This window comes from Bacillus sp. FCW2, from assembly GCF_021228595.1.
GTDB lineage: Bacteria > Bacillota > Bacilli > Bacillales > Bacillaceae > Bacillus > Bacillus velezensis.
The window spans coordinates 812,425-835,226 of record NZ_CP089436.1 but is presented as its reverse complement, the minus strand read 5'-3'; the positions used below and the strand labels follow the sequence as shown (position 1 = coordinate 835,226).

Sequence of the window (22,802 nt, the reverse complement as noted above, 5' to 3'; positions counted from 1 at the left end):
CCACTATTTCAACACGACGTTTTCGCGGCCCAGCAGCTCTTTTAAACGGTATAACGCCTGATGGTCCGCCTGAATATGAAAAGTATCCGGCAGCCTGATCGTCTGCTTGTCTTTTTCATAATAAAGATAAACGCCGGTTTCCCCTTTATGCTCCAGTAAAATACGCTTCATCTTTTCCAAAAACTCCTGATTGTGCCGGCTGCCTTCGATTTTGATGTAAACAGACGGCGCTCTGTCTGCCTCCGTCTGCTCAAGAAGAGAGGCGGATGACATGATGAATTGTGTCTTCTCCTGACGCTCTTCCATTTTTCCGGCGGCGAATAAAAGCGCGCCTTCTTTTAACAGCGGAGACAGCCTTCTATATTGGTCAGGAAACACGACGGCTTCCATTTCTCCCGTTTCATCGCTTAATGTGAGAAACGCCATATGCTGACCTGTCTTTGTCCGAATCGTTTTGATGCCCGCGAGCAAAGCGCCGATTGACAGCTGCCCCTTCGGCATCTGCCGCGCTGCTGTGATCGCTTGCGCCCCCCGTTTTTTCAGGAGATCCCTGAAAGCAGACAAAGGATGGCTTGAGAAATAAACACCGAGAGCTTCTTTTTCGAACCGAAGCTTGTCCACGAGCGGAAATTCCTCAGCCTCTACATATTTTGGCTTAATGGAGAACGATTCTTCCAAAAACAATCCCATTTGGTCATCACCTGCACGAAAAAGTTCAGCGTGCTCTAAAGCCACATCAACGGAGGCCAGCAAGGCGGCGCGATTTTGATTGAATTCGTCCATGGCGCCAGAAAATATAAGGGCTTCGATGGTTTTCCGATTCACGCTTTTTGCAGGTACGCGAAAGCAGAAATCGAAAAGATCCTCGAACGGTTTATGTGTTCTTGCTTTATAAATATCTTTCACTGCCGAGACGCCTACGTTTTTAACGGCCCGCAAACTGTATCTGACGGCTCCGTTTTCCGGCGCAAACGGAAAACCGCTTTTGTTTATTGACGGCGGAAGGACTTGAATCCCGCTCCCCTTCGCTTCATGCAGATATTGCGATATTTTGTCCTCATTGCCGATGACGCTCGTCAACAGCCCGCACATAAAATATAACGGATAATGGGCTTTTAAATAGGCGAGCTGATAGCCGATCATGCTGTATGCGACAGCATGGCTTCTGTTGAATCCGTAGTTAGCGAATTTTACAATCAGATCGTAGACCTCGTTTGCAGTGACTACAGAATACTCCTTTTTTAAGCACCCTTCAACAAAATGGCTTCGCTCTCTGTCCAGAATGTCCTTTTGCTTTTTGCTGACAGCCCGTCTGAGCAGATCCGCTTCACCTAATGAAAACCCTGCCATGCGCGAAGCGATCATCATTATCTGTTCTTGATAGACGATGACGCCGTAAGTGTCACTGAGAATATTTCTTACGTCCTCGTGCGGCACTTCCACACGCGCCCGCCCGTGCTTCCGGTCGATAAATAACGGAATATTTTCCATCGGTCCCGGCCTGTAAAGCGCGTTAACCGCGACAATGTCTTCCAGTCTTGACGGCTTCAGGCGTTTCAGCACGTTTCTCATTCCTGATGATTCCAGCTGGAAAATACCCGTCGTATCACCGTTTGACAATAGCGAGAACGTTTTTTCATCCTGATAAGAAATCTCGGAAAAATCAATTTTCGTATTCGTCTCTTTTTCAATCATCATTTTAATGGATTCAATAAGCGTCAGGTTGCGCAAACCTAAAAAGTCCATTTTTAAAAGACCGAGATCTTCCAAGTGATCCATCGCATACTGCGTTAAATACACGCCGTCATGCCCTTCTTGAAGAGGGACAACTTCAGAAAGCGGCTCTTTACTGAGAACGACCCCGGCCGCGTGTGTTGACGTGTGCCTAGGAAGACCTTCAATTTTCCTTGCGATCTGAAACACTTTATGAAGAACGGCGGATTCGGACAGCCGCCTGTTCAGCTGAGCGGACTGCCGCCTCGCCTCCTCAAGCGTCATTCCCGGTTTTGACGGAATCAGGCGGGCAAGCTGGTCGGCTTCTTTCGGGCTGATTCCGAACACTCTCCCGGTATCCCTTAACGCCGCCTTTGCGGCCAATGTCCCGAAGGTGATAATCTGGGCCACGTGCATGGCCCCGTACTTATTTTGTACATACTGAATGACCTCATCCCTTCTCGTATCAGGGAAATCGATATCAATATCCGGCATGCTGATCCGCTCGGGATTAAGAAATCTCTCAAACAGCAGAGAATGTTTAAGCGGATCCACGTCGGTAATGAAAAGCGAGTAAGCGACAAGCGAGCCTGCCGCGGACCCCCTTCCCGGGCCTGTCACAATACCCTTTTCATGCGCGTACTTCATAAAGTCCCATACGATGAGAAAATAATCACTGAATTTCATGCGCCTGATGACGTCCAGCTCATATTCAAGACGGCGGACAGCGCGATCATCAGGAGTGCCGAAACGGAGGCGCAGCCCCTCGTGACAGACTTCCGCCAAATAGTCATCGGCTGATTTGCCGTCCGGCGCCGGAAAAGACGGAAGCTGTGTCTGTCCGAGGCTTACATCGACCCGGCATTGCCGGGCGATACGGGCGGCTGCTTCAATCGCTTCCGGATGCCGCGTGTAAAGCTCTGCCATTTCTTCAGGCGTCCTCAAGTATAAGTCCGGCAGATTCCCGCTCTGATCCTCCCATTTCTCTCCGGCTTTAATAGCGCACAGACAGCGGTACGCATCTTGATCTTCTTTCTTGATATAGCGGACATCTCCCGCAGCGCAGACAGCGATTTCCGTTTCGGCTGACAGGCGGAGAATCTCTTCTGATAATGTCTCATGTCCTTTAAACGGCTGGTACCCTAAATAAAAACGGCCGTCTCCGAACAGCTCCCGGAATCCTTCGGCAGCCCGGACCGCTTCTTCAAACTTCCCGGCTTGAAGCAGGCTTTCAATGTACCCGTTTTCACCGGGCGTAATGGCGATCAGCCCCTCATGATAGCTCTTCATCCATTTTCGCTTCATGCCGCCCTTTGCCATGGATTGCAGCGCACTTGAGATTTTCACCAAGTTCTGATATCCCGTGTTTGTCTCTGCTAAAAGAATGAGCGGGTGTGCTTCAAGCTCCGTATCATCCGTGTATATAGAAGCCGTCAGACCGATAATCGGCTTAATTCCGTTTGATTTGCATGCTTTATAAAACTCAATGGCGCCGTACATCACATTTTCGTCCGTCAGCGCCAATGATGAATATCCGAGTTCCTTCGCTTGTGCAACAAGCTCTTTTACAGAAGCGGCGCTGTTTAACAGGCTGTAGCCGCTATGTACTTGCAGGTGAACAAAAGACAATGCCGCCACTCCTTTCCCATACGTTCATTTTGCCTTTCTACATTATAAGACGGGTTTTCTTAAGAAACAAATGTTCTTTTTTGACTCATCATCATACTTGTCCGTTTCGCTCAATATGATAGAAAAGTGAGGTGGTGTATATATGGATCAGGAAGCCGGATTTATGGCGAATTTCATCAGCAGTTATTTTATCGCCCTCGGTGTGTTGCTCGGCGGCGCGCTGATCGGCGGCCTCGGAGCTTATTTATCAGGCGAGCCTCCGCTGACGGCGATCACAAAATTGGCGAACAGGCTGAAGATCTGGGCGCTTGTCGCGGCCATCGGGGGAACATTTGACGCGGTATACAGTTTCGAGCGGGGGCTGTTTGAAGGCAACACGCGCGACATCTTCAAACAGCTTCTTTTAATTATTTCAGCAATGGGCGGCGCGCAGACCGGCTGGCTGATTATTTCATGGCTGACCCAGGAGAATATGTCATCATGAGAATTCCCGAGTATTATAAAAAACCGGGATGGCAGCGTTTTTTTGCGGGAATGATGTGCGGAGCCATCGTCAGCTGGCTGTTCTTTCTGTTTACATACGGAACGTTTCAGGAAGAACAGGTGACGTTAATTGAAAAGCAGCGGGAGCACGCGCGGGATTTAAAAAACCAAATCTCCATCTATCAGAAAGATCTTCATAAATTAAATGAGGATAATAAGCAAAGGCTGCTCATCCAAAGTGTTGATGTGAAGCTGATCAATGGGGAAAAATACAGAATCGCCCAGCCTGACAAGATGAAATTTGAGGAACAAGTGAAAGATAATATTTCTGAAGTCATCACAAAGGATATTGAAAGCGTGTATAAAACAAAGGAGCTTTTAAAACGGACGATCGAAAACAAAATATACACCATAAATGAGAAGGAATTTAAAGCTGAAGTAAAGGAACTGACGATTTATACGAGATTGTCTGTCGAAATTCATATTTCTTTTGCGACGTAATTATGTCATTTTTAAAAATTTTCCATAGATCTGTCGCTTTTTTCTCCGCTTTTTTATAAACTGTAGATGAGACATTTTCAATGATTCTGAAGGGAGGAAGGGAAAATGGAGGTTTTTAGTGAACGACGCTTGGCAAAAGATCATGCAGCCCGAATCAGACAAGGCTATTCCGCATATGCAGAAACAAACACACTCGCTTCCCTCATAAAAAAAGAACTCCAAATCTGTAATCTCCGCGTCTACGAAGACCTGACTGAATTCGGCTGCTGGTTCATCCCCGTGACAGATGAACACTAAGAAAGAGGGTCTCCCCTCTACTTGTGTTCGTTACATATCTCTTCCAGATCAGCAAGAATCTGATCGGTTTCATCCCAGCTGAAGATGGATGCGCCGGCCGCAAGCGGATGTCCGCCGCCATTGTATTTCCGGGCAATTCCGTTGATGACCGGACCTTTTGAACGGAACCGGACTCTGATTTGATCGTCTTCTTCTACGAAAAACACCCAAGCGCGGATACCCGAAATATTTCCGAGTGTTCCGACAAGCTGCGACGCTTCAGAAGCGGTGGTTCCATATGTCTCCAAAATGTCTTTTTTAATGAAAACGGAAGCGACGCCGTTTTCAGACAGTGACACATTTTGATAAATAAAGCCGTTAAGCTTCACCACATTTAATTTTGTTTCATACAATTGATTGAACAGCTCTGACGATGAAAATGGGAACTCAATGAGCTCTCCCGCGTATTTTAATGTCTTTTTTGTGGTGTTCGGGAATAAGAAGCGCCCCGTATCACCGACGATACCCGCGTAGATCAGCTCAGCTGCTTTCGTATTCAGTTTCCAGCCGTGCTGCTTTCCTTCCAGGTACAGCTCATAGATCATTTCGCTTACGGAGCTTGCATTCGTATCGACCCATAACAGATCGCCATACGGATCTTCATTTGGATGGTGGTCTATTTTCATGAGCTTTGCGCCGGAATGGTAGCGCTGATCGTCGACCCTGCCTTGGTTTGCGGTGTCGCACACGATGACAAGAGCATCTTTATAGGTTTCGTCATCCACCTCATCGAGGGAATATAAAAAAGACAAGGACGGCTCAGGCTGTCCGACGGCAAAAATATTTTTTTCGGGATACGTTTCCCGCAGGATTTCCGTAAGGCCGCACTGTGAACCGTAGGCGTCCGGGTCAGGCCTCACATGTCTATGTAAGATAATGGTGTCATATAATGATATGGTTCTGATCAGTTCGGATTTCATCGTTTTCTCCTTTTCGTTTTTATTCATTTAATCATACTCTTTATCCATGGAAAAGGAAAATCTTTCAGCAACGGTATAAACGGTTTTGCAAACTCATATAATGGAGGATTTCATTTATGCTGGTTTTTGTTTTTCTCATCGGGCTTTCTGCCTGCTTTTACGTGTATTACAAAGTAAAAGGAATCCAGACGAAACGGGCGCTGGAGAAGGAATGTTTTTCGGCTAAATCAAGTATGGCATTAGGCGCGCTGGTGCTTTTGTATGGAGTAAACCAAATGATTCTGTTTCACTCCGTCCTGACCCTGGTCATCGGCGGCGTCTTCATTTTAATCGGAGCAGGCAGCGCATGGGCCGGGTATAGAGCCTATAAGCATTATGAGCCCATCCATGCAAAGGAAGCGGAGAGGGACCACGCATAATGAATGCAAAGGGACCCGGGTGCGTCCCTTAACTTCTCTCCATCAGCTGCACCATGAGCATCGCTTTTGAAACGATGCCGCTTTGGCTTGACACTTCCACTTCCATTTTCCCGAATTTCCGGCCCGCCTCTAAAATGCGCGGTTTCACTTCAATGACCGACTCCATCTGTACGGGCTTCAGGAAGAAAATCGTAATGCTTTCAATGACCAGCTCGCCGCGTTTGCGGGAGCGTAAAAATCGGCTGGCGGCCTGGGTTAAAATCGTCGTAAACACCCCGTAAGAAATCGTGCCGAGCTGATTGGTCATTTGCGGCGTGACTTCATATTGATAAACGGCCGGCGTTTTGTCATCTTCCTCTTCTTTAAATCCCCTTGAAACAATATCATCCAGCTTTTCACCGACCTGAGGCTGCTTTTGAACCATTTGAAGCGCTTTTAAGACATCCTGGCGGCTGATCATTCCGATCAGTTTGTGATGCCCGTCTGTCACCGGAAGCACTTCAATTCCTTCCCAAACCATCATTTGAGCCGCTGAGGCGACAGATGTTTTCCCGATCACCGTGACAGGGTTTTTAGTCATTACTTTTTCAATCGGAACTGACCGGTCATGCCCCGCGATATCTTTCGATGTGAGGATTCCGTGGATTTTCATCTGCTGATCGATAACCGGGAAGCGGCCGTGTCCGGTTTCATAGTTCTTTTCGTACCATTTCTCCAGCTTATCCTTAGGGGACAGCGTCACTGTCCGATCTGCGGGCGTCAATATGTCTTCCACGAGCACAATCTCTTTTTTTATGAGCTGATCATAGATCGCCCGGTTGATCATCGCGGCTACCGTAAAGGTATCGTAGCTCGTAGAGAGAATCGGAAGCTCAAGCATATCGGCCAGCTCGATAATGCTGTCGTCGGTATTAAACCCTCCCGTTACCAAAACAGCCGCGCCCGCTTCAAGCGCCTGGCGGTGGGCGTTGATTCGGTTCCCGACGATCAACAGGTTCCCCGCCGCCGTATAACGCATCATCGCGTCAAGCTCCATCGCGCCGATCACAAACTTATTCAACGTTTTATGCAGACCGGCTTTTCCGCCGAGCACCTGGCCGTCTATCACATTGACGACCTCGGCGTATGTCAGCTTTTCAATATTTTCTTTTTTCTTCTGTTCAATCCGGATGGTCCCCACACGTTCAATAGTGGAAACGAATCCTTTGTTTTCGGCTTCCTTAATGGCTCTGTAAGCCGTTCCTTCACTGACTTTCATTTCTTTCGCAATTCTTCTGACCGAAATTTTTTCACCGACAGGAAGCGAATCTATGTATGATAGGATTTGTTCATGCTTTGTTGCCAAGCGTTTCACCTCTAAGGACAGTCTTCTGCTTTTATTATAAGGGTACGGGGGATTCATTCGCAATGAGACGCCCGAAAAAAGGCGGCATCACAAAAAGACCTTCTGAATGCTTGATTCAGAAGGTCTTTGACACATATGTCAGGCAAGCTCAATGGTCTCGCCGACCGCCATGACTTTGCCGACGCCTCCGGGCAGACTTTCGGCGAAAGCGTCAGGGTCCTGTTCAATGACAGGAAATGTATTGTAATGAACGGGAACGACCTGTTTCGCTCTCAGCCATTCAGCCGCGAGTTTTGCATCTTCAGGGCCCATGGTGAAGTTATCACCGATCGGCAGAAACGCCAGGTCAATGTGATTCAGTTCCCCGATCAGTTTCATATCTGAGAACAGCGCCGTGTCTCCGGCGTGGAAAATCGTTTTGCCGTCAATCGTCAATAAAATCCCGGCAGGCATCCCCGTGTACGTAATGGTTTTGTTTTCTTCATCAGTGACCGCCGATCCGTGGAATGCCTGTGTCAGTTTCACTTTGCCGAAATCAAATTGGCGCGCCCCGCCGATATGCATCGGGTGGACCTTTAAACCTTTAAAGCCGAGATAAACGGCCAGCTCGTTCGGCGCAATGACGAGCGCATCGTTTTGTTTAGCGATCTGCTCTGTATCTCCGACATGGTCATTGTGTCCGTGAGTAAGCAGGATGACATCCGCTTTCACTTCTTCCGGTTTCAAATTCGTCAGACTGTTTCCGGTCAGAAACGGATCAAAAATAATGTTATGGGTTTTCGTTTCCACTTGAATGACAGAATGTCCGTGATAAGTCACTTTCATCGTTTTCACCTCATAAAAAATTAATATTTATCAAGTTCCCTTTTTGACAAACGAAAAAACTTACAGGGATTGATGCCTGTTAATCACATTCAGCCCGCCTGTTGCTTCAATGACCGTTCCGGTTACAAGATCGGAATCTTCCTCACATAAAAAGGCGATGATTCTCGCAATGTCCTCTCCGGTTCCGGACCTGCCGATCGGCGTCTTTTCTTTGCCGATTTTCCGTCTTGCTTCCTCTATAGACGCTTCTTTCATATCTCCTACAATATCACCCGGGCAGACCATATTGGCCGTAATGCCTGATTCAGCTTCTTCAATCGCAATGGTTTTCGTTAACGAAGCCAATCCGACTTTAGCCGCTCCGAAAGCGGAACGGTGAAGCCAGCCGGGGGCATGGTCCGCTCCTTGAAAACCGTATGTAATAATCCGGCCGAACCGCTGCTGTCTCATGACCGGGATAACCGCTTTAAACAGATGGAAAACGGCGCTTAAATTCCCTTCAAGCATGTCATACCATTCGTCATCGGAGTAATCGGCAAGCTTTTTGCGCTCAAATATGTACGGCCCGGCATTGTTAATCAGTATGTCAATCCTTCCAAACCGCTGAAGGGCTGCATCGGCGATCCGAATGAGATCTTCTTTCCGGGTTACATCGCCCTTAACGAATTGCAATCTGTCATGGCACCCGGGATAATCCGCCTTCAGACAGGCGACCGCTTCTTCGTCTTGTCTGTAATTCACTGTGACAGAAAAGCCTTTTTCCAGAAGCATTTCAGTCACTTTTCGGCCCAATCCCTTTGTACCGGCAGTGATTAGAGCATGTCGCACATTGAATACCCTCCCCAGGCAACGTTGCCGCTTCAATAAAATCAAGACGTTTCTCCCTCTACTTTACTATAAACAAACGGCAATATCACTTTTTTGCACTTCGTCCGCACGAAAAAAAAGCCGTCTTTACAGACAGCTTAATTTTCTGAAGGAGCAGAGGCTTCCTCCATGCCGACATAACCGCTTTCGTATGCCTCTGAGATGAGCCTGGCCGTTTCTTCACTTTCTTTTTCATCATAGATGTAACGGTCTTGTTCTTTGCGCATTCCTTCTACCTCCCATCTTTATAGATGTAGGGTGTCTGATATAACGGGAAAATATGAAGGAAATTTCAGCAAATTAAATGCCGGCGCAGGCTTTTGCTTTTACGAGCGCCTGTTCTACCTGCTGAAAACCCGTTCCGCCGGCGCTCATTCTTTTTTCAACCGCATGATGCGGATCGAGCACGGTATAGATATCTTCTTCAAAGAGACTGCTGGCTTGAAGGAATTCTTCAAATGCCATATCACTTAAATAGATTCCTTTTTCAATGCAGCTGTACACAAGCTTGCCGACCACTTCATGCGCTTCTCTGAACGGCATGCCTTTTTTAGCTAAATAATCGGCAAGTTCCGTCGCGTTTGAAAAATCTTGTTTTGTCGCTTGTTTCATGATGTCTTTGTTTACTTTCATCGTTTCAATCATGCCCGTGAAAATCTGAAGGCTTCCTTCAACGGTTTTCACCGTGTCAAACATGCCTTCTTTATCTTCCTGCAGGTCTTTGTTGTAAGCGAGCGGGAGCCCTTTCATAATCGTGAAAAGCCCCATCATATCACCGTATACGCGTCCGGTTTTACCGCGGATCAGCTCCGCCATGTCGGGGTTTTTCTTCTGCGGCATCATGCTGCTTCCCGTCGCATACGTATCATCCAGTTCAATGAATCTGAATTCCTGCGAGCACCATAGAATGATTTCTTCTGATAAACGCGAAAGGTGCATCATCAGCATGCTGCTGCCGCTTAAAAACTCGAGAATAAAATCTCTGTCACTGACTCCGTCAAGACTGTTCTCATAAATGGAGTCAAAACCGAGCAGCTCCGCCGAATAGTTACGGTCTATCGGAAACGTAGTTCCGGCAAGCGCCCCGCATCCGAGCGGCGATATGTTAATCCGCTTCATAGCATCGCGAAAACGCTCTTTATCCCGTTCAAGCATCCAAAAATAAGCAAGCAGATGGTGGGCGAAAGAAATCGGCTGAGCCCGCTGTAAATGGGTGTACCCCGGCAGAATGGTCTCGACATTGGCCTCCGCTTTTTCGATCAGCGCTTTTTGGAACTGTTCAATCAGCACGATGATATGTGAGACATGATCTTTCAAATACAAATGCATGTCGGTCGCCACCTGGTCATTCCGGCTTCTGCCGGTATGCAGCTTGCCGCCTAGCGGTCCGATTTCTTCGATCAGCATTTTTTCAATATTCAAATGGATATCTTCATAATCAACAGAGAATTCAAGCGTCCCTTCCTCTGCTTTTTGCAGGAGGGTCTGCAGCCCCTGTCGGATGGCGCCTTCTTCTTCTTCCGTCAGAATGCCGCATTTTTTCAGCATTGCCGCATGAGCGAGAGACCCTGTAATATCCTCTTTGACTAAGTTTTGGTCGAATGTGATGGATGCGCCGAACTCATCGACCCACTTTTCCGGTGTTTTTTGAAAACGGCCTCCCCAAAGCTTCTTCATGCTTCAATCTGCTCCTTCTTTTTCACAATGCTGTTTACTTTTGTCGGCAGCCCCCAAAGCTCAATGAAACCGATTGCCGCGTGATGGTCAAAAGCATCGTCTTTTGTATATGTCGCAAGTTTTTCATCGTAGAGTGAATATTCCGACTTACGCCCTTCTACAATGGCATGGCCTTTAAACAGCTTGACGCGCACGACGCCGGTGACGTGTTTTTGAGTTTCTTTCAAGAATGCAAGCAGCGCGTCTTTTAACGGCGAGAACCATAAACCGTTATAGATGATTTCAGACAGTTTTTGTTCAATTGCCGGTTTGAAATGGGCCACTTCTTTCACTAAAGTCAGGTCCTCAAGCTCTTTGTGAGCCGTAATCAAAGTCATCGCGCCCGGGCACTCATAAACCTCACGGGACTTAATGCCGACCAGGCGGTTTTCCACATGGTCAATCCGGCCGATGCCGTGTTTTCCGGCAGTCTCGTTCAGCTTGAGAATTAAATCAGCGAGCGGGTAGGTTACGCCGTCGATTGAAACCGGAACACCGGCTTCAAATGCGATTTCGATGATTTCCGGAACGTCCGGCGTGTTTTCAAGAGATGCTGTCAGGTCATATGCCCCTTCAGGCGGCGCCGCCCACGGGTCTTCTAATATACCGCATTCATTGGCGCGTCCCCATAGGTTCTGATCGATGGAATAAGGGCTGTCAAGATTGATCGGAATCGGAATGCCCCGGCTTGCGGCATATTCAATTTCTTCTTCACGCGACCATTGCCACTCACGGACCGGAGCAATGACCTCCAGATCAGGATTTAATGATTTAATGGATACTTCGAAACGAACCTGATCGTTGCCTTTTCCCGTGCAGCCGTGCGCTACGGCCACCGCGTTTTCCTTTTCCGCGACTTCAACGAGTTTTTTCGCGATTAACGGACGGGATAATGCAGATACGAGCGGATACTTGCCTTCATACATTGTATGGGCCTGCATAGAAATGAGCGCGTACTCCCGGGCGAATTCTTCTTTCGCATCAATCACATAGGAATTTAAGGCGCCTACTTCCAGCGCTTTTTGCTGAACGAATGCCAAATCCTTTCCTTCCCCTACATCTAAGCAGCAGGCAACAACATCGTATCCCTGTTCTTGCAGCCATTTTATCGCTACAGAAGTATCAAGACCTCCTGAGTATGCCAATACAACCTTTTTTTGTTCTGCCATGTTAAAAGCTCCCTTTGTATAAAAATTAGTTTTAATTAATAAAAATGCATTTTGTATGTATACACTGTAACAAGTAAATTCTGTTTTTTCAAGCCTTTTATAAAAAAAACCCCACCCAATTTTTTGAGCGGAGCAGAGCCTTTTTATACATTTATAAATCTTTTCGGATTTCCCGGAGCACATGGGGCAGTTCAGGAATAATCAGTTTACTCATCGCAAGCTTTACGGCGCCTGAGGAGCCGGGCGTGCAGAAGACTGCGGTATTTTGGATCACACCCGCTGCCGCTCTGGACAAAATGGCGGCGGAACCGATGTCCTCCGTATAGCTCAGCATGCGGAACAGCTCGCCGAATCCCGGGAGTTCTTTTGAAAACAGCGGCGTGACCGCTTCAATTGTGACATCCCTTTCGGCAATGCCCGTCCCTCCGTTTAACAGCACCGCATCTGTATATTCATCCATACAGCCGGATAAAACGGCTTTCTGCAATTCATCTTTTTCATCTTTAACAATGTCATAAGCGACCGTTTCAAATCCCGCTTCCCTGAGGAAGTCCATCATGACGCGCCCGCTTTTGTCGGTTTCTTTCGTTCTCGTGTCGCTGACTGTAATCACCTTGCAGCGCACCGCTGACGGGGCTTCTTGTTTATGTTCATGCACACTCATTGCTTCACCTCATCGTTTATGTAATAAACATATCGTAACGTTTGATTCTGGGGCATTCAATAAAAAAGCACACCCTAAAGGATGTGCTTTTTTCGATCATTACTGTGCAAGGCGGACAACGTCGCGTGCGATCATGACCTCTTCGTCAGTCGGAATGATCATGACTTTGACAGGAGAGTGAGGGTAGCTGATAAACGCTTCCTCGCCGCGCACGTTGTTCAGCGCAGGATCCCAATATACACCCATGAATTCTAAGCCGCGAAGCACGCGTTCTCTGACTTCAACGCTGTTTTCACCGATACCCGCAGTGAAAATAATCGCGTCAACGCCGCTCATTCTCGCAGCATAAGAACCGATGTATTTATGGATTCTGCTCGCGAACACTTCAAGAGCCGTTTCCGCTCTTTCGTTTCCTTCTTTTGAAGCTTCCACGATATCGCGGAGGTCGCTGGAGAAACCGGATACGCCAAGCAGTCCGCTCTTTTTATTTAACGTATTTAATACTTCATCTGCCGTCTGATCCGTTTTTTCCATAATGTACGGAATCAATGCAGGGTCGATGTTTCCTGAACGTGTTCCCATCGCAACACCCGCAAGCGGTGTGAAGCCCATTGACGTATCAATGGATTTTCCGCCTTCTACGGCCGCGATACTTGCGCCGTTACCGAGGTGGCAGGAAATCAGACGCAAATCTTCAAGCGGGCGGCCGAGAAGCTCAGCTGCGCGCTGTGTCACGTATTTATGAGAAGTGCCGTGGAAACCGTATTTGCGGATGCCGTATTTCTCGTAGTATTCGTACGGTAGGCTGTACAGGTAAGATTGTTCAGGCATCGTTTGGTGGAACGCCGTATCAAACACTGCAACCGCAGGCACATTCGGAAGCACTTCTTTAAAGGCTTTAATGCCGACGATGTTGGCCGGGTTGTGAAGCGGCGCAAGTTCTGAAATCTCTTCAATCTCACGGATTGTTTCATCCGTAAGCAAAACAGAATCGCTGAATTTTTCTCCGCCGTGAACCACACGGTGGCCGATTCCGTCAATTTCATTTAAATCCTTTATAATACCGAATTCAGTCAGCTTGTGAAGCAGCATCTTCACCGCAACCGCATGATCCGGAATATCTGTCACTTCTGTATTTTTTTCGCCGTTAACAGAGATTGTGAAAACGCTGTCGGCGATACCGATCCGTTCTACTAAACCTTTTGTTAGCACCTTTTCTGAAGGCATTTCGAATAACTGAAATTTTAAAGATGAGCTTCCTGCGTTAATTGCAATAATTTTAGACATAAATGACGCTCCTATCAAAATTCTTCTTCGTTTGTTCGTTCTTTTTTCCCAGACCATAATTGCAGTCCAAAAAATATCTGACTTTTCCATTTAAACATTGTCAACTCAGCATTTCAAGTCAACATCCACATTGGTACCGCTTACAATATGAAGTCGATATTTTCTGATAAATTTCATTTGTGCCAAATGGACGGTACCGCCTTACGGAATGTTATTTTCTTTCCTTAATTTGTGTTATCGTCCTGATTTCCATTCATTTTAAAAAGCAAAAGCAGCGCGGGATTTTGCATCTCACACTGCTTTTTCGCCATTATTTTTCTTTTTGAATCCATTGATCCAATTTTGCCATCATCTCCCGCATCGCCTGCTGGTTCGCAAAGGAAGGAAGATTCGCCAAAAGCGCTTGTTTCGGCGGCATTGCGTCTTCGCCTTTTTTCTGCAAGATTAAAATGCTCTTTGCCTGCGCTTCGTCTTTAAACATAGTAGCCGGCAGCTGAAGAAGGGCGTTGATATACACTTTTTCCGCAAAAAACCGCTTCAGTTTATCGCTTTGCGCGCTGTCAAACAGATGGTTCGGAATCATAAAAAATAAGTATCCGTCCGGTTTTGTATGTTTGACGCTCTGCTCAATAAATAAGTGGTGGGCAAATGAGTGGTCTTCATCCGCTTTCAGCTCATACGCTTCAGCGCCTTCGTCATTCGGATAGTAGCCGACCGGCAAATCGCAGATGACCGCATCGGCCGGTTCGATAAATAACGGCTGAAGACTGTCCTGGCAGAACAGCTCCATTTCTTTTTCCTGCAGATTCGCCTGCGCATATGCGATCTTCAGAAGGACATCGTCGATTTCAATGCCGAAACTTTTTCCCGCTTTGTCAGAAAGCTGGTTTGCCGCGGTCAGCAGAAGATTTCCGGTGCCGCAGGCGGGGTCCAGCAATGTCAGGCCTTTTCGGCCGCCCGTAAATTTATTCACGAGGTAACTGATGAAAAGGCCGATCGTATCAGGCGTCATCTGTCTGTTCGGATGGGACTTATCTTTGAGCCCTTTTAAAATGGCGAGCTGGAACGCCTTGCGGATCCATTCATGCTCCCATTTTCGGAAGTCTGCTTTCGCGAGCAGGCTGTTAAGCTCGCCGGTTTGCTTTTCCTGAAGCGGAAGCTGGTCGGCCTTTTCAAGAAAATACATCTCTCCCGCTTCCGCAAGCCCCTCAATATAAGAAATCTGAAGGCCTTCTGCTATCACTTGGGCGGCTTCATCTAAAAGTTCATAAATCTGACCGACATGGTCGTGTTGCATGCTGTTTCCTCCTTGCCATGAAAAGAGCTCCGCGGCAGCACCCGGAGCTCTTTTTCTCTCTTTACTTAATTAACGCTTTTGCAGCTTCGATAGGCTTTTCATAATTCGGGTGGTTTGTCGCTTCGCTTACGTATTCCGCGTAAACGACTTTTCCGTCCTGATCAAGGACGAATACGGAACGCGCCAAAAGACGAAGTTCTTTGATATAAACACCGAATGCTTCACCAAATGACATCTCTTTATGATCCGATAATGTTTCAACTTTATCAATTCCGTTCGCTCCGCACCAGCGCGCTTGTGCAAACGGAAGGTCGGCGCTGATTGTATAAACGTTCACATCACCGAGTTTTGCGGCTTCTTCGTTGAAGCGGCGTGTCTGCGCGTCACATACGCCTGTGTCGATGGAAGGAATAACGGATATGATCGTTACTTTCCCTTTCATATCTGCTAATGTCTTCTCTTCTAATCCGTTTGTCAAAACCGTGAAGTCAGGAGCTTGGTCACCCGGTTTCACTTCTTGTCCGATCAGCGTCACGGCTCCGCCTTTAAATGTAATTTCAGCCATTCTGATTCCTCCCTTTATCTATGTATAGCTCTATCATAGTCGAGTTTTATGCAAACTGCAAAGGTTATGCCGCATCGTAAAAAAAGCTAACTGCGGGCGGCAGTTAACTTTTCTGTTATAAATCGATATCCGTTCTTTTTTGGTTCCGGCCTTTTTCATTCTTTTTAAACATATGCTGGATGCGTTCAATCGTTTGAGGCGCGGAATCTAACAGTTTATCAATCAGATGGGTGTTTTCATCCAAATGAAGCATACGCACGCCGTTTGTCCCGACAATCAGAAACGCAATCGGCGTAATGGATACTCCGCCGCCGCTTCCGCCGCCGAACGGGAGCTTCTGCTCTTTTCTTTCATCATCATCGGTTCTTTTTTCAGCCGGCTTTCCTCCAAACTCGCTTCCGCCCGCCGCAAATCCGAAGCCGACCTTTGAAACCGTTAAGATTACGCTGCCGTCAGGCGTTTCAACAGGATCGCCGATGATTGTATTCACGTCAATCATTTCTTTTAAATTTTCCATAGCGGTTTTCATTAAACCTTGAATGGGATGGTCTGCCATATGCGCTCCTCCTTAAACTGATGAATCATTCTTTGAAGCAACCGGAACCGGCTGTTTCTTTCGTATGATAGAAAGTCCGTTCCGCCCGTATTTGAGCAATTTGAAAGCTGCACCTATAAGATGTCCAAAACGAAAAAAGAATATACACTGCAAATGCGTCTTGGATGCAGGCACTTGAAAAGACGGAATGACTTCGCACACCGGTTTATGTATGAAACGCAGATGATCATACAGCATCGCCGTAAGGCCTCCCTTTACGGCCCACAATCCGCCGGCGGCGATTCCCGTAACGGCGGCGTCCTTTATTCCGATAACCGTCACCCATTCGAACTTCGTAACACGGACTCCCGCAAGAAATGAGGCGCCGATTTGGCGCATCTGAAAGACTTGGTGCAGAATCATTTCTATTCTGTGAATGCTCTGTTTGACATCTTCATATGTGATTTTTTTCTTCTCTTTTTTCTGACCTTTCATTTCTGATTTCGTGTCCTGTTTGACATCAATTGACGCGTCTTCGCTGTTTACTTTAATGACGGGCAGCGTTTTTTTAATACGGATCAGCCCGTATAAGGCCGAGATTTTAAACGTCAGTTTGTCGTTATCTTTATCGTGAAGATATTCGAAAGTCAGGTGGATTTTCATCCTCATGAGCAGCCAGGCCAAAATGAGAATGAGAATAACAGCTGCTGCGGCATATCCCATAAGCTTCACTTCCTTAGCAGCATTATCGCCAAAACAAAAAAAAATAAACCCGGACGTTTATTCCGGGTTTACTGCTTTTATTTGCGGTACAGCGCTTCGTGAATCACCGTTGTGTCGGCGATCAGATCATGAATGCCCTGCTTTTTGGGCGTAAACGCAATGACGATATAGAGAATCCAGATTTTATCGATATAACGCCCCACCGCTTCTCTGAAAATGACGGTGCTCCAAGTCAGCGGCTTTCCGGGCGTCAAAGAAGTGACCTTTAACCCGAAGACCATCTTGCCGAGTGTCTGATGAAACCATTTCGTCATGAACACAAAATAGGCGAGGTAGACGATCAGGGTTGTGACGGAATAAGCTGAGATTGTAAACATTCCGCTTGTTGCCGGAAGCTTCATCAGCGTGAAAATCGGTGAAACGATGAGATGGTTAAGTCCCCAGACCACCAGCCAATCGAGAAGAAACGCCCAAAACCTGATCCAAAAGCCCGCATATGCATGCTCGGGCGCCCTCTGTTGTTCGGCTTCCTCTTCTTTGCCGTGAAAGCCTTCGTAAGTCGCGTCCATTCTTTCTTCCCCCCTACTTTGCATAGAGATACATCATCCGCGGCGAACCGGATTGCGAAATGAGTTCTTTCATATTCAGAAAATCAATTTCGCTTTTAAACATTTTCGCTGCGCTCATGGAAAAGAGCGAGCCTAATCCGAATCCTTCCTCGTATGTGATGACTGAAGCGTTTTTCATATTTTTATGGTCCTTTTTCATCGCGCTGATCGTATCATCGTAAAAACCGAGCTCATCAACGAGGCCGATTTTTTTCGCTTGTCTGCCGTCGTAGACACGGCCGTCGGCAATTTTTTTCACATCCGCTTTTGACATGTGCCGGCCTTTTGAAATGACATTGACAAATCCTTCATAAGAATCGTTGACCATTGTCTGCATGATCTTTCTTTCTTCCTTCGTCATGTCGCGGGTCGGGGACATGATGTCTTTATGCGCGCCGCTTTTAATGGTTTCAAACTTGATGCCGAGTTCATCGGCGAGCTTGGAATAATTGACGCTTTCCATGATGACTCCCAGTGAACCCGTGAGCGTTTCCGGTGAAGCATAGATTTTATCGGCGGCCGTTGAAATATAGTAGCCTCCCGATGCCGCCATGGAGCCCATGGATACATAAATCGGTTTCTTCGTTTCTTTCTTTAGTTCTTCCAGTTTTTTATGTATTTCGGCGCTTTCGTACACGCCTCCGCCAGGGGAATTGATTTTCAGCACAATTCCTTTGACGCTTTTGTCTTCTTTCGCACGCTCAACCTGTTTTAAAAATGATCTGTGATCATACCCGCCTGAGCTGAGCAGGCCAGCGGACCCGCCGTTATCCTCAATCGTGCCGTCCACTTCAAGCACGGCGATTTTACTGCCGGGGCTGCCCTTATCCAGCGTCACTTCCTCTGTGTCATCTGTCAGTGATGCAAAGTCAGACCCTGTATCTCCGATATTCTTCAGCACCCCGACGGTCACACTTGCAATGACTGATACGCCGAAAATGCCGAGCGCGATGACGAGCGCAATCCATCTTTTTGCATTCATTTGTTCTCCTCCTTTTCTGTCAATATTCGTACGTTCCCCCGTAAAAAAAGATTCATTTTTTTCATGAAGCGCTTTCCCTTAACGGATAAACAGGAAACATGTTACACTATTGCCACAGGTATTTTAACACAATACCTTCTGGGAGAAAAACGTAAATATGACAGCAAAGGGGAATGGGGATATGACCGATCTTCGCCGCAATGTTTATTTTTTTCACAAACAAAACAACGAAACAAAAGAACAAGTCAGCTCTTTGAAGCAGCTTGCTGAATCGCACGGTTTTACAGTTGCGGCTCAACCGGAGGATGCCGGAATTATCGCCAGCATCGGCAGCGACGGCTCATTTCTGCAAGCCGTCAGAAAAACCGGATTCCGTGATGACTGCCTGTATGTCGGCATCGCTAAAAAAGGGAAAGCCCATTTGTACTGTGATTTTCACAGCGATGAGCCTGAAAAAATGGCGGCCAGCATGACCGCGGAACAGCTTGAGGTCAGAAAATACCCGCTCATTCACGTAACGGTGGACGGCAGCAATCATTTTCACTGTTTAAACGAGGTTTCCATCCGTTCAAGCATTATTAAAACGTTTGTGATGGATGTGTTAATTGATGATCTTCATTTTGAGACGTTCAGAGGAGACGGGATGATCATTTCCACCCCGACGGGCAGCACCGCCTACAATAAATCTGTTTCAGGCGCCGTTGTTGATCCTTTGATTTCCTGCATGCAGGTATCCGAACTGGCGTCGTTGAACAACAACACATACCGTACACTCGGATCTTCGTTTATTTTAAGCTCAGACCGGAAGCTGACACTGCAGGTGGTGCAGGACGGCAATGAGCATCCGATTATCGGGCTTGATAATGAAGCGCTCAGCACGCGGAATGTCAAAAAGGTTGAGATTAGACTATCCGATAAAAAAATCAAAACGGTGAAACTGAAAGACAACTCTTTCTGGGAAAAAGTAAAACGATCATTTTTATCATAAAAAAAGAGGACGGGCATCACTGCCTGTCCTCTTTTTCATATACGATACGGCCGCCGACGACGGTTTTGACCGCTTCCAATTCATGAAGCTTTTTCGGGTCCGTCATGAACGGATCACCGCTGAGTACGGTAAAGTCGGCATCATAGCCGGGGGCGATCCGTCCGCGGCTATGTTCTTTATGGATGATGGCCGCGCTTCCCTCCGTGTAAAGCTGAATGGCTTCGTACACGGTCAGGCACTCTTTTTCATAATAGGCCGGACCTTCCGGGTGCTGCTTGCTTGTACGGAGCACAGCCGATTGAATGCCCAGAAGCGGATCGGCCGGCTCAATCGGGGCATCTGAACCTCCGGCGCACAGCAGCCCTTTTGACAGCAGTGTTTTCCAGGCGAAAGCCGTTTTCATCCGCTCTTCTCCGAGCCGGTCAATCACCCACGGAAAATCACTGGCCACAAAATGCGGCTGAAGATCAAGTCCGATCGGCAGCCGGGCGGCTCTTTCAATCAATCCGTCATCTAATACTTGCGCATGAATGAGCCTGTCTAGCTGTCCGGGCTTTGCCGGGTATCTTTCGATAACATCCAGCACCTTTTCAAATGCAAGGTCGCCAATCGCGTGCACGGCAATCTCCATCCCTTTCTCTCTCGCTTTATAAACAAGAGCGGCAAGGGTTTCGTCATCATGCACCTGAACGCCGGAGACTGACGGATCATCGTGATAAGGCTTTTTCAATAGAGCGGTTCTGCCGCCGAGCGCGCCGTCAGCAAAAATTTTCATCGCTCCGTATTCCAGATAAGGTCCGATCGATTTATCCAGAGCGCTCCAGCTGTCGACGGCTTCGTGATGTACGAGCAGATGGGCGCGAAAAGGATAAAGGCCGCTGCCGGTTAACGACTCGTACGCGGCAACGGGAATGGACGCGTCTCCGTAGTATGCCAGATCTTCTGAATGCCCGCCGGTCAGGCCTTTTGACCAGCAGTCCGTAATCGCCGTTTGAAGCGCGCGTTTGACATAGTGAAGTGAGACGGGCGGCAGGGCCTGTGTCACAAGCTCTTGGGCTTTATCAAGCAGGAGGCCTGTCGGACCGGTTCCGTCCCGGACGATAATCCCGCCGTATGGATCAGGTGTTTCGTTTGTAATTCCCGCCGCGCGCAATGCGGCCGAATTAACCGCCGCGGCGTGCCGGCATACCCGCTTCAGCAGGACGGGGCGGTCGGGAAAGAGCGGGTCAAGGTCATGCTTCGTGACGTAAACCGGCCGTTCAAACAGATTTTCATCCCAGCCTTCGCCGATCAGCCATTCGCCATCTTCCAATTCACGCTCTGCTTCTTTTGCGGCCCGCAGTATCGCTTCTTTTGACGTCAGCTGCGACAAATCGAGGCGAAGCTGTTTTTCCCCGTGTCCGATTAAATGCATATGACTGTCCTTAAAACCCGGGAACATGACAGCTCCATGTAAATCGATTTCCTCTGTATCAGGCGAACCGTATGTTCCTTGGAGCTCCCGGAAGCTGCCCGTCTGCCTGACGACGCCTTCTTCGGTATAAACAGCTTCAGTGACATGATTCTTGTCCAGCATTGTATAGATGGTGCCGCCGTGCCAAATCGCTTTCATCCCCGCTCACCCTTTATCCTGTATTATGCTTTTTTATCAGCCTTCAGCCGTTCTTCACGCTGTCTCAGCTCCACACGTCTGATTTTTGCGGACGCCGTTTTCGGCAGGCTTTCGACAAACTCAATTTCTCTCGGATATTTGTAAGGCGCCGTAATCGTTTTTACGTGGTTTTGCAGTTCTTTGACAAGTTCGTCACTGCGCTTTTCATCGTCTTGTAAAACGACATAAGCTTTTACGATTGAACCTCTGATTTCATCCGGGCTCGCCACGACGGCACATTCTTTCACTTCCGGATGCTTCACGAGCGCATCCTCTACTTCAAAAGGCCCGATTGTATATCCGGAGCTGACGATGATGTCATCATTGCGGCTTTCAAACCAAAAGTAGCCGTCCTCGTCTTTTTTCGCGCGGTCTCCTGTAAGAAAGTAATCTCCGCGAATCTGCTTTTTCGTTCTTTCGGGATCTTTATAATATTCCTTGAATAAGGCCGGTGTGCTCAAATGCACGGCGATATCGCCCGTTTCGCCCGTTTCGCATATTTCGCCTTTATCGTTTATAATCTCCACTTGATTTCCAGGGGTCGGTTTGCCCATGCTTCCCGGCTTAATATCCATATCCTTCAGGACGCCGACTAACAGGGTGCTCTCCGTTTGGCCGTATCCGTCTCTCACTTTAATGCCGAAATGCTTCCGGAATACGTCAATGACTTCCCGGTTTAATGGCTCACCAGCAGAAACTGCGCTGTGAAGGGCAGAAAGATCATATTTGTCCAACTCCTCCACTTTTGCCATCAGGCGGTATTCCGTCGGGGTACAGCAGAAGACATTTACTTGATGGCGCTCCAGCAGCTCTAAATACGTCTTGGCGTTGAATCTGCCGTGATAAATGACTCCTGTCGCGCCGCTTCCCAGAATTGCGAGCAGCGGGCTCCACACCCATTTCTGCCAGCCGGGCGCCGCGGTGGCCCACACTGTATCGTCTTCAGAAATATCCAGCCATGCACCGGCTGATGTTTTTAAATGGGCAAAGGCCCAGCCGTGTGTATGTACAACGCCTTTAGGCTGGCCGGTCGTGCCTGAAGTATAGGACAAAAACGCCATATCTTCTCTTGTTGTATCAGCTGTTTGAAAACTGTCTCCGTCCGCTTCAATCGTTAGGAGGTTTTTCCAGCCGGCATCATTTTCACCGATTGACAATGTCACCAGCTGCCCGGTATTCACCTCGTCAAACGCGTTTATAAATGAAGGATAAACGATAGCGCCTTTCACTTCGGCGTGTTTGATCCGGTATTCAAGGTCTTTGGCGCGCAGCATTTCCGAGCAAGGAATGACGACCATCCCCGCTTTTAAGATCGCTAAATAAACGGCATACGCTTCAAGCACTCTCGGAACCATGACAATCAGCTTATCGCCTTTTTCAAATCCGAGACCTTTCAGGCGGGCTCCGATTTTATTCGTTTCTTCCATCAATTTTTCATACGTCCAGACTTTCTTGCCGCCTGTTTGATCTTCCCAAATAAGCGCGTTCTTCTCTTTGGAACGGCTGAACTTTTCGATTTCATTTACAAGGTTATAGTTCTTTGGGGCGATTAAATCTTCTCGTTTTAACACGAACAACT

At 47.6% G+C, this 22,802-nt stretch carries 23 protein-coding genes; 5 read left to right on the top strand and 18 right to left on the bottom strand.

Going from position 1 to position 22,802, the window contains the following annotated elements:
* Positions 1-3 precede the first annotated feature (3 nt).
* Positions 4-3,342 carry a DNA polymerase III subunit alpha gene (dnaE, locus tag K3G25_RS04225; RefSeq protein WP_232489600.1) on the bottom strand — a complete coding sequence of 1,113 codons (3,339 nt, stop codon included), beginning with the start codon at positions 3,340-3,342 and terminating at the stop codon, positions 4-6.
* Positions 3,343-3,484: 142 nt separating this feature from the next.
* Here dnaE and K3G25_RS04220 point away from each other — a divergent pair, with 142 nt between their 5' ends.
* From K3G25_RS04220 to K3G25_RS04210, 3 genes are all read left to right on the top strand, one after another.
* Positions 3,485-3,826, top strand: coding sequence for a sporulation membrane protein YtrH (locus tag K3G25_RS04220; RefSeq protein ID WP_003152438.1), 342 nt, complete (start codon positions 3,485-3,487; stop codon positions 3,824-3,826).
* Complete coding sequence (ytrI, locus tag K3G25_RS04215) at positions 3,823-4,326, top strand: sporulation membrane protein YtrI (protein WP_007408062.1); 504 nt, start codon at positions 3,823-3,825, stop codon at positions 4,324-4,326. The genes K3G25_RS04220 and ytrI overlap by 4 nt, the downstream gene beginning before the upstream one ends.
* Positions 4,327-4,431: 105 nt before the next feature.
* Positions 4,432-4,623, top strand: coding sequence for a YtzJ family protein (locus K3G25_RS04210; protein WP_017418354.1), 192 nt, complete (start codon positions 4,432-4,434; stop codon positions 4,621-4,623).
* A gap of 17 nt (positions 4,624-4,640) precedes the next feature.
* Here K3G25_RS04210 and K3G25_RS04205 read toward each other — a convergent pair whose 3' ends face one another.
* Positions 4,641-5,582 carry a DHH family phosphoesterase gene (locus tag K3G25_RS04205; RefSeq protein ID WP_014418624.1) on the bottom strand — a complete coding sequence of 314 codons (942 nt, stop codon included), beginning with the start codon at positions 5,580-5,582 and terminating at the stop codon, positions 4,641-4,643.
* Between the two features lie 116 nt (positions 5,583-5,698).
* Between K3G25_RS04205 and K3G25_RS04200 the strand changes: the two genes are divergently transcribed.
* Complete coding sequence (locus K3G25_RS04200; protein ID WP_014418625.1) at positions 5,699-6,001, top strand: YtpI family protein; 303 nt, start codon at positions 5,699-5,701, stop codon at positions 5,999-6,001.
* Positions 6,002-6,029: 28 nt separating this feature from the next.
* On the opposite strand, the gene K3G25_RS04195 is transcribed toward K3G25_RS04200, so the two are convergent.
* From K3G25_RS04195 to sppA, 14 genes are all read right to left on the bottom strand, one after another.
* A complete protein-coding gene (locus K3G25_RS04195; RefSeq protein WP_007408058.1) occupies positions 6,030-7,346 on the bottom strand; it encodes a CBS domain-containing protein in 1,317 nt (438 codons plus the stop codon).
* A gap of 138 nt (positions 7,347-7,484) precedes the next feature.
* Positions 7,485-8,171, bottom strand: a complete 687-nt coding sequence (locus tag K3G25_RS04190) for a metal-dependent hydrolase (protein ID WP_007408057.1) — start codon at positions 8,169-8,171, stop codon at positions 7,485-7,487.
* Positions 8,172-8,231: 60 nt separating this feature from the next.
* A complete protein-coding gene (locus K3G25_RS04185; RefSeq protein WP_095272590.1) occupies positions 8,232-8,999 on the bottom strand; it encodes an SDR family oxidoreductase in 768 nt (255 codons plus the stop codon).
* A gap of 137 nt (positions 9,000-9,136) precedes the next feature.
* Positions 9,137-9,265 carry a hypothetical protein gene (locus tag K3G25_RS20710; RefSeq protein ID WP_007408056.1) on the bottom strand — a complete coding sequence of 43 codons (129 nt, stop codon included), beginning with the start codon at positions 9,263-9,265 and terminating at the stop codon, positions 9,137-9,139.
* Positions 9,266-9,338: 73 nt separating this feature from the next.
* A complete protein-coding gene (gene argH, locus K3G25_RS04180) occupies positions 9,339-10,715 on the bottom strand; it encodes an argininosuccinate lyase (protein ID WP_003152429.1) in 1,377 nt (458 codons plus the stop codon).
* Entirely contained in the window at positions 10,712-11,923 is a 1,212-nt protein-coding gene (locus K3G25_RS04175) for an argininosuccinate synthase (RefSeq protein WP_014418628.1), read from the bottom strand. Before K3G25_RS04175 ends, argH begins: the two co-directional genes overlap by 4 nt.
* 151 nt (positions 11,924-12,074) lie before the next feature.
* Entirely contained in the window at positions 12,075-12,587 is a 513-nt protein-coding gene (locus K3G25_RS04170; protein ID WP_007408054.1) for a MogA/MoaB family molybdenum cofactor biosynthesis protein, read from the bottom strand.
* A gap of 99 nt (positions 12,588-12,686) precedes the next feature.
* The gene (locus K3G25_RS04165) at positions 12,687-13,874 is read right to left on the bottom strand and encodes an acetate kinase (RefSeq protein WP_007408053.1); all 1,188 of its coding nucleotides are present in this window, start codon (positions 13,872-13,874) and stop codon (positions 12,687-12,689) included.
* A gap of 310 nt (positions 13,875-14,184) precedes the next feature.
* Entirely contained in the window at positions 14,185-15,171 is a 987-nt protein-coding gene (locus tag K3G25_RS04160) for a class I SAM-dependent methyltransferase (RefSeq protein ID WP_110124294.1), read from the bottom strand.
* 61 nt (positions 15,172-15,232) lie between these two features.
* Positions 15,233-15,736 (bottom strand): thiol peroxidase, encoded by a 504-nt coding sequence (gene tpx / locus K3G25_RS04155; protein ID WP_007408050.1) that lies wholly within the window; start codon positions 15,734-15,736, stop codon positions 15,233-15,235.
* A 115-nt stretch (positions 15,737-15,851) separates the two neighbouring features.
* The gene (ytfJ, locus tag K3G25_RS04150; RefSeq protein ID WP_003152423.1) at positions 15,852-16,292 is read right to left on the bottom strand and encodes a GerW family sporulation protein; all 441 of its coding nucleotides are present in this window, start codon (positions 16,290-16,292) and stop codon (positions 15,852-15,854) included.
* Between the two features lie 12 nt (positions 16,293-16,304).
* A complete protein-coding gene (locus K3G25_RS04145) occupies positions 16,305-16,994 on the bottom strand; it encodes a DUF2953 domain-containing protein (RefSeq protein ID WP_022552834.1) in 690 nt (229 codons plus the stop codon).
* A 77-nt stretch (positions 16,995-17,071) separates the two neighbouring features.
* Positions 17,072-17,563: an RDD family protein gene (locus K3G25_RS04140; protein WP_103526700.1), complete on the bottom strand. Its 492-nt coding sequence runs from the start codon at positions 17,561-17,563 to the stop codon at positions 17,072-17,074.
* Positions 17,564-17,576: 13 nt separating this feature from the next.
* Complete coding sequence (sppA, locus tag K3G25_RS04135; protein ID WP_003152419.1) at positions 17,577-18,584, bottom strand: signal peptide peptidase SppA; 1,008 nt, start codon at positions 18,582-18,584, stop codon at positions 17,577-17,579.
* Positions 18,585-18,765: 181 nt separating this feature from the next.
* Here sppA and K3G25_RS04130 point away from each other — a divergent pair, with 181 nt between their 5' ends.
* Complete coding sequence (locus tag K3G25_RS04130) at positions 18,766-19,572, top strand: NAD kinase (protein ID WP_025285105.1); 807 nt, start codon at positions 18,766-18,768, stop codon at positions 19,570-19,572.
* A 16-nt stretch (positions 19,573-19,588) separates the two neighbouring features.
* Here K3G25_RS04130 and K3G25_RS04125 read toward each other — a convergent pair whose 3' ends face one another.
* A complete protein-coding gene (locus K3G25_RS04125; protein WP_232489599.1) occupies positions 19,589-21,184 on the bottom strand; it encodes an amidohydrolase in 1,596 nt (531 codons plus the stop codon).
* 23 nt (positions 21,185-21,207) lie between these two features.
* Entirely contained in the window at positions 21,208-22,794 is a 1,587-nt protein-coding gene (mbcS, locus tag K3G25_RS04120; RefSeq protein ID WP_014418632.1) for an acyl-CoA synthetase MbcS, read from the bottom strand.
* Positions 22,795-22,802 lie beyond the last annotated feature (8 nt).

What these genes read in the sequence shown, in the direction of transcription:
- sppA (WP_003152419.1), bottom strand. Translation starts at nt 18,584, where the DNA reads ATGAATGCAAAAAGATGGATTGCGCTCGTCATCGCGCTCGGCATTTTC.
- K3G25_RS04130 (WP_025285105.1), top strand. Translation starts at nt 18,766, where the DNA reads ATGACCGATCTTCGCCGCAATGTTTATTTTTTTCACAAACAAAACAAC.
- K3G25_RS04170 (WP_007408054.1), bottom strand. Translation starts at nt 12,587, where the DNA reads ATGAGTGTGCATGAACATAAACAAGAAGCCCCGTCAGCGGTGCGCTGC.
- K3G25_RS04190 (WP_007408057.1), bottom strand. Translation starts at nt 8,171, where the DNA reads ATGAAAGTGACTTATCACGGACATTCTGTCATTCAAGTGGAAACGAAA.
- ytfJ (WP_003152423.1), bottom strand. Translation starts at nt 16,292, where the DNA reads ATGGCAGACCATCCCATTCAAGGTTTAATGAAAACCGCTATGGAAAAT.
- K3G25_RS04160 (WP_110124294.1), bottom strand. Translation starts at nt 15,171, where the DNA reads ATGCAACACGACCATGTCGGTCAGATTTATGAACTTTTAGATGAAGCC.
- K3G25_RS04220 (WP_003152438.1), top strand. Translation starts at nt 3,485, where the DNA reads ATGGATCAGGAAGCCGGATTTATGGCGAATTTCATCAGCAGTTATTTT.
- tpx (WP_007408050.1), bottom strand. Translation starts at nt 15,736, where the DNA reads ATGGCTGAAATTACATTTAAAGGCGGAGCCGTGACGCTGATCGGACAA.
- K3G25_RS04125 (WP_232489599.1), bottom strand. Translation starts at nt 21,184, where the DNA reads ATGAAAGCGATTTGGCACGGCGGCACCATCTATACAATGCTGGACAAG.
- K3G25_RS04145 (WP_022552834.1), bottom strand. Translation starts at nt 16,994, where the DNA reads ATGGGATATGCCGCAGCAGCTGTTATTCTCATTCTCATTTTGGCCTGG.
- K3G25_RS04205 (WP_014418624.1), bottom strand. Translation starts at nt 5,582, where the DNA reads ATGAAATCCGAACTGATCAGAACCATATCATTATATGACACCATTATC.
- K3G25_RS04210 (WP_017418354.1), top strand. Translation starts at nt 4,432, where the DNA reads ATGGAGGTTTTTAGTGAACGACGCTTGGCAAAAGATCATGCAGCCCGA.
- ytrI (WP_007408062.1), top strand. Translation starts at nt 3,823, where the DNA reads ATGAGAATTCCCGAGTATTATAAAAAACCGGGATGGCAGCGTTTTTTT.
- argH (WP_003152429.1), bottom strand. Translation starts at nt 10,715, where the DNA reads ATGAAGAAGCTTTGGGGAGGCCGTTTTCAAAAAACACCGGAAAAGTGG.
- K3G25_RS04140 (WP_103526700.1), bottom strand. Translation starts at nt 17,563, where the DNA reads ATGGACGCGACTTACGAAGGCTTTCACGGCAAAGAAGAGGAAGCCGAA.
- K3G25_RS04165 (WP_007408053.1), bottom strand. Translation starts at nt 13,874, where the DNA reads ATGTCTAAAATTATTGCAATTAACGCAGGAAGCTCATCTTTAAAATTT.
- K3G25_RS04200 (WP_014418625.1), top strand. Translation starts at nt 5,699, where the DNA reads ATGCTGGTTTTTGTTTTTCTCATCGGGCTTTCTGCCTGCTTTTACGTG.
- K3G25_RS20710 (WP_007408056.1), bottom strand. Translation starts at nt 9,265, where the DNA reads ATGCGCAAAGAACAAGACCGTTACATCTATGATGAAAAAGAAAGTGAA.
- K3G25_RS04175 (WP_014418628.1), bottom strand. Translation starts at nt 11,923, where the DNA reads ATGGCAGAACAAAAAAAGGTTGTATTGGCATACTCAGGAGGTCTTGAT.